Raw genomic sequence first — 4,411 nt, 5'->3', positions numbered from 1 at the left:
TGCGAACGGATGAGTGGGGAGCGATACGCGCAGGGAAAGGGATATTTATCAGCGCCGACGGTCAGCCGGGAGCAAAGGGTGAGGTACTGGCCATGCAGGAGACGATGGAACGGCTTCAGCAGGCGGCCGATCAAATGGATGAGGTGTCCCGCGACGCCGGGTCTGCACAGGCCGAACCGGCGCAGACAGAAGAACAGCTGGCCTTTATGCGCGAACAAATTGAGCAGCTCAAAGAGGCCGTGGCGGTGCTTAGCGCCCCGAAAGGCGTCGCGATAAGCAGCGGCGGTCATCTGCAGCTGGCCGCGCTTCGCAATCTGATCTTCAGCGCCGGGGCCGATGCGGATATGAGCGTGATGAAGCGTTTTTTTATCGGCATTGGCGAAGGGTTAAGCCTGTTCGTGCGTAAGCTGGGGATTAAATTTATCGCCAACCAGGGAGCGGTTACGGTTCAGGCTCAGAATGACGAAATGCAGCTGCTGGCCCGCAAGGGGCTGGAGATCGTCAGTACCGACGATGAAATCCACATTGTTGCGAAAAAGAAAATCATCATTAACGCCGGGGGAAGCTATCTCACGCTCGATCCCTGCCGGATTGAGTTTGGCACCCGGGGTGATTTTGAGGTTAAGGCGGCAGATTTCGCCTATAGTGGGCCGGCCAGCATGAAGGCCGCTCATCCCGATTACCCGCTGCTTCAGCGTCAGGGCCGGCAGAACGACAGCCAGCCGGGTAAGGGGCCGCAGACGCTGCGTCTGAAAATTGCTCAGGCTCCTAATGCCCCGGAAAGTCGTTGGGCCGGAATGCCCTATACCCTCTATGCCGATGGCGCGGAGGTCACGAAGGGGGTGCTTGATGAGAGCGGAACGATACAGATCGATCATCAGGTGGTAACGCAAAACTACCGGCTGGAGATGGCTAACGGCGTCAGCTATCAGATCCCGGTTGTGGAGGCATACAGCAACCCTGAACAGGGTAAACTTGCTAATCGCGGTCTTCATCATCATGTCGCTCAGCCTGCGGCTGATATTAATGCCCCTTCCTCACATACCGCGCATCGTAATGCTTATGCTGACCTGCTTGATGGACACCTTGACAAGGAAAAAAGCTAATGTTTCAGAAGGATATTGTTGCCCCCATTGTATTAACGGAAACCTGTGAAGTCAGGCTCACTACCCCCTGGTTCGTTGAGGATTCGGAATATCCGCCGGCGCTGGCCTCCTACAGGCCGCTGGTAAACGGAGAGGAGGCGTTTGCGGCGGTTCATCATGCCATCGCCCAGGCGAAAAAATCGGTTGATATTATCTGCTGGGGATTTCAGCCCTCCATGTATTTTATTCGCGACGGTAAATCGCCCTGTATCGGTGAACTACTTTGTCAGATCGCGGAGAAAGGTGTGCAGGTGCGCATTCTGGGCTGGGAGATGCCGTTCAATACGGCTGGATTTGCGGGTGAAGCCAACCTGCCGGGTAAAGGGGCTATTCGTTTCCGGGATCGGGCCGGGCAGAGCGCGTCTGAGGAGCAGTATGCCTTTGATAAAAAGTGGTTCAGGAAATACGCCTACACCGGAGAGCCGGCTGACATGATTTTAGGGAATATCTCGATCGTCGGGGAGGCCGCGCAGAACTATATGCGCAATACGAAGCTGCGGGCCTCCTCACCGCTGTTTGTCAGCCGCGGCTTTAATCAGTACGAACGGGCCGAAATAGCTTACCGGCTGGCGAGAGAGGCAACGGATCAGGAGATCAGCGGCGCGGCGATAAGCACAATGACATTCTCCGCCACGCACCATCAGAAGACCGTGCTGGTCGATTATGAACTGCCGGAGCACGCGGTCGGTTTCGTGATGGGGCACAATATGATTGATGAGTACTGGGATACCGATGCGCACTCGGCGCAGAATCGCCGGGCCGACAGCGCCCCGGCCCCCAACAAAGGCGCACGCGGCTTCCTGCCCCGGCAGGATATCTCCTGTCAGGTGACGGGGCCGATTCTGGAGCATCTGCACCACAATTTTGCCCTCTCCTGGCTAAGAGAGACCCGACAGAATCTGTTTCTGTTACGCAATGCGAAAGAGAACGCTAAAAAGCTTAAACTGCAGGAGGGATACGGCAAGCCGCTGATGGCCCAGCTGCTGCGCACTCAGGCACAGGAGGAAAAGCGGGATATCGAAAAGCTCTACCTGCAGTCGGTCAACAATGCCACACGGTTTATCTATATTGAAAACCAGTATTTTCGCTGGCCGCCGCTGGCGGAGGCGATTAAAAAGGCGGCGCTGGCGCAGATGAAAAACGGCCGCACGCCGGAAAGGGACGGCTCGCTATACTTATTTGTCACCACCAACGTCACGGATGACGGCATAGGGGCGGGCACGGTAAATACGCAGCGAATGCTTGATGCCCTCGGACAGGGTGGGGCCATTCCGGAAATCCATAAGCTGCGGCGGGTTAAGCAGCTTCAGGAAGAGCTGGAGCGTGAGAGAGATGCGGCGCTCCTCAACGAACCCTGTATCGCTCTGAATCCGTGGGATCCGGCGGCGATAGAAAAAGTAAAGGAAAGGGGGGCGGAAATTAAGCGGAAGCTGGACAATTATCAGAAGGAAATTGACGAAATTATGGCAACGGAAGAGAAAGATTATTCCACATTTAACCGGGAAATCCCCGGCCTCAAAGTCCATATCTGCTCTCTGGTGGCGCAGGATTCGCCGGCTGAAAACTGGATGCCGGTCTATATCCACTCCAAGTTAATGATTATTGACGATGTTTTTACCACCCACGGCTCGGCCAATATTAATACCCGCAGTATGCAGGTGGACAGTGAAATGAATATTGCCCATGAATATGCCAGCGTGACGAAGGCGCTGCGGCAGCGGCTATGGAAGCTGCACACCAACGGGATGGGCGTGCAGGATAATCCAGCAGAGGCGTTTGATGCCTGGGAGGATATTCTCAAACGAAACCACGATAATCAGTATGGGGGTGAGAGAAAAGCGCCGGAAGCCCCGCTGATTAGGTTCTACTATGACAAACCCACCCTGAAGGATATGGACTGATGCGCCGACTGCTATTACTTGCCTGCCTGCTGCTGGCGGGCTGTGACCAGGGCGGCGTTCCGCTGTCCGTAAACGCTGAGAATAAGGAACCCGCGATGCCGCCCCTGACCGATGTGAACGCCCGGCTGGCGTTCAGCTGCAAACATGAAGCCCTTCCCGAAGCCCCGGCAAAGGCGGACGTGCTGTTTAAATACGCCCGCTGGCTGCAGAAGAATAACCTGCTGAAGCAGGATAAGGCCGTGGATGCTGAGGTTGGGCGGCTGTACCGCATCGCGGCGGAGAACGGGCACTATAAGGCCAGCATCAACCTGCAGAACGGGGCGCTGCGAAAGGAGTTCTCCCTGAGCGCCGGAGAGCGGCTGCGGCTGAGCCAGCGGCTGATTGATGCCGGGGTGGCGACGGGCTACTACTTTGTGGCCATCTACCTGGGCCACGGCGTGGCGGGGCTGCAGCAGGACCCGGAGATGGCCCTGCGCTACTACCGTAAGGCGGCGGATGAGGGGAGCGCGCTGGCCCAGGCGTATGTAGCTGAAAAACTGTTTATGGCCGGCACCGCCTATGACATTGCGGAGCAGATGCGACGCTGTGCGGCTGAACAGGGGCAGGGTGAGGCAGCATCAAATTTAGGCGTCAATTTGCAGGGAAGAGGACTCTACCGGGAGGCCGTTGAAGCATTCCAGTTGGGAGTGGCTGCTGGTAACGCAAGTTCGGCCAGATTTCTGGGAAATGGTTTTGATGGCCCTGAGCCGACAGACGGACTCTATTACCTGGGTCAGCAGCCGGATGCGGAGCGCGCCAGGCGCTACAAGGCGATAGGGAAATTGCTCAGCGGCTACTCCTACGCCGGTCCGGCGGTTCCGGAAATCAACGATATCGTTCCGCTGCCGCCGGCACCGCTGCCGGAGTGGGACGGCAAGCTGAAGTGGGTGGAGGCGCGCAGGGCCAACGTGCCGCCGGAGAAGCCGACCGAAGCGCTGATCGCGGAGCTGGCGGAGGCGAGGCAGCTGAATCCGGCCACGGGCAGGCCGCTGCCGCAGTCGGCGGATTTTGAGCCGGACAGCACCTCCCGGCTGCTGTGTCACAGCGGGGAGGCGTGTCCGAAGAGCGGCTACTGGCAGATGGCCTGGTGGCCCCGTGAAGGGCTGAGCGGGAACGCCATCCGTTACTTCCGGGAGGGAGAGACAATGCCGACGGAGACGGTGGAGATATTCCGCCCGCGCCCCTGGCCGCTGAGCGACATACACCAGCGGAAAGAGCAGGCGGTATGGTGGCGTCGGGTGGGTGAAGCGTAACGCGGGCGTTAAAGCATAAAAAAACGGAAAGGGAGCGGTGATGATGAAGGGAACGGCAGTGATGATGGTAGCC

General features: G+C 57.8%; 3 protein-coding genes. All 3 read left to right on the top strand.

All coding sequences use genetic code 11. The annotated features are described in order from the left end of the window. Positions 1-1,106: DUF2345 domain-containing protein (locus GJV78_RS22355; protein ID WP_155110260.1), on the top strand; the 1,106-nt coding region annotated here is incomplete at its 5' end. Next, a complete protein-coding gene (locus GJV78_RS22350) occupies positions 1,106-3,046 on the top strand; it encodes a phospholipase D-like domain-containing protein (protein WP_155110259.1) in 1,941 nt (646 codons plus the stop codon). The genes GJV78_RS22355 and GJV78_RS22350, both read left to right, overlap by 1 nt. After that, entirely contained in the window at positions 3,046-4,338 is a 1,293-nt protein-coding gene (locus GJV78_RS22345) for an SEL1-like repeat protein (protein ID WP_155110258.1), read from the top strand. Before GJV78_RS22350 ends, GJV78_RS22345 begins: the two co-directional genes overlap by 1 nt. The last annotated feature ends 73 nt before the right edge of the window (positions 4,339-4,411 follow it).

It is taken from the genome of Intestinirhabdus alba (genome assembly GCF_009711095.1).
Classification (GTDB): Bacteria; Pseudomonadota; Gammaproteobacteria; order Enterobacterales; family Enterobacteriaceae; genus Intestinirhabdus; species Intestinirhabdus alba.
The sequence above is the reverse complement of the archived record's forward strand: the minus strand, read 5'-3'. Positions and strand labels throughout refer to the sequence as shown.

Coding starts and splice junctions, on each gene's coding strand:
- GJV78_RS22350 (WP_155110259.1), top strand. CDS start 1,106: ATGTTTCAGAAGGATATTGTTGCCCCCATTGTATTAACGGAAACCTGT.
- GJV78_RS22345 (WP_155110258.1), top strand. CDS start 3,046: ATGCGCCGACTGCTATTACTTGCCTGCCTGCTGCTGGCGGGCTGTGAC.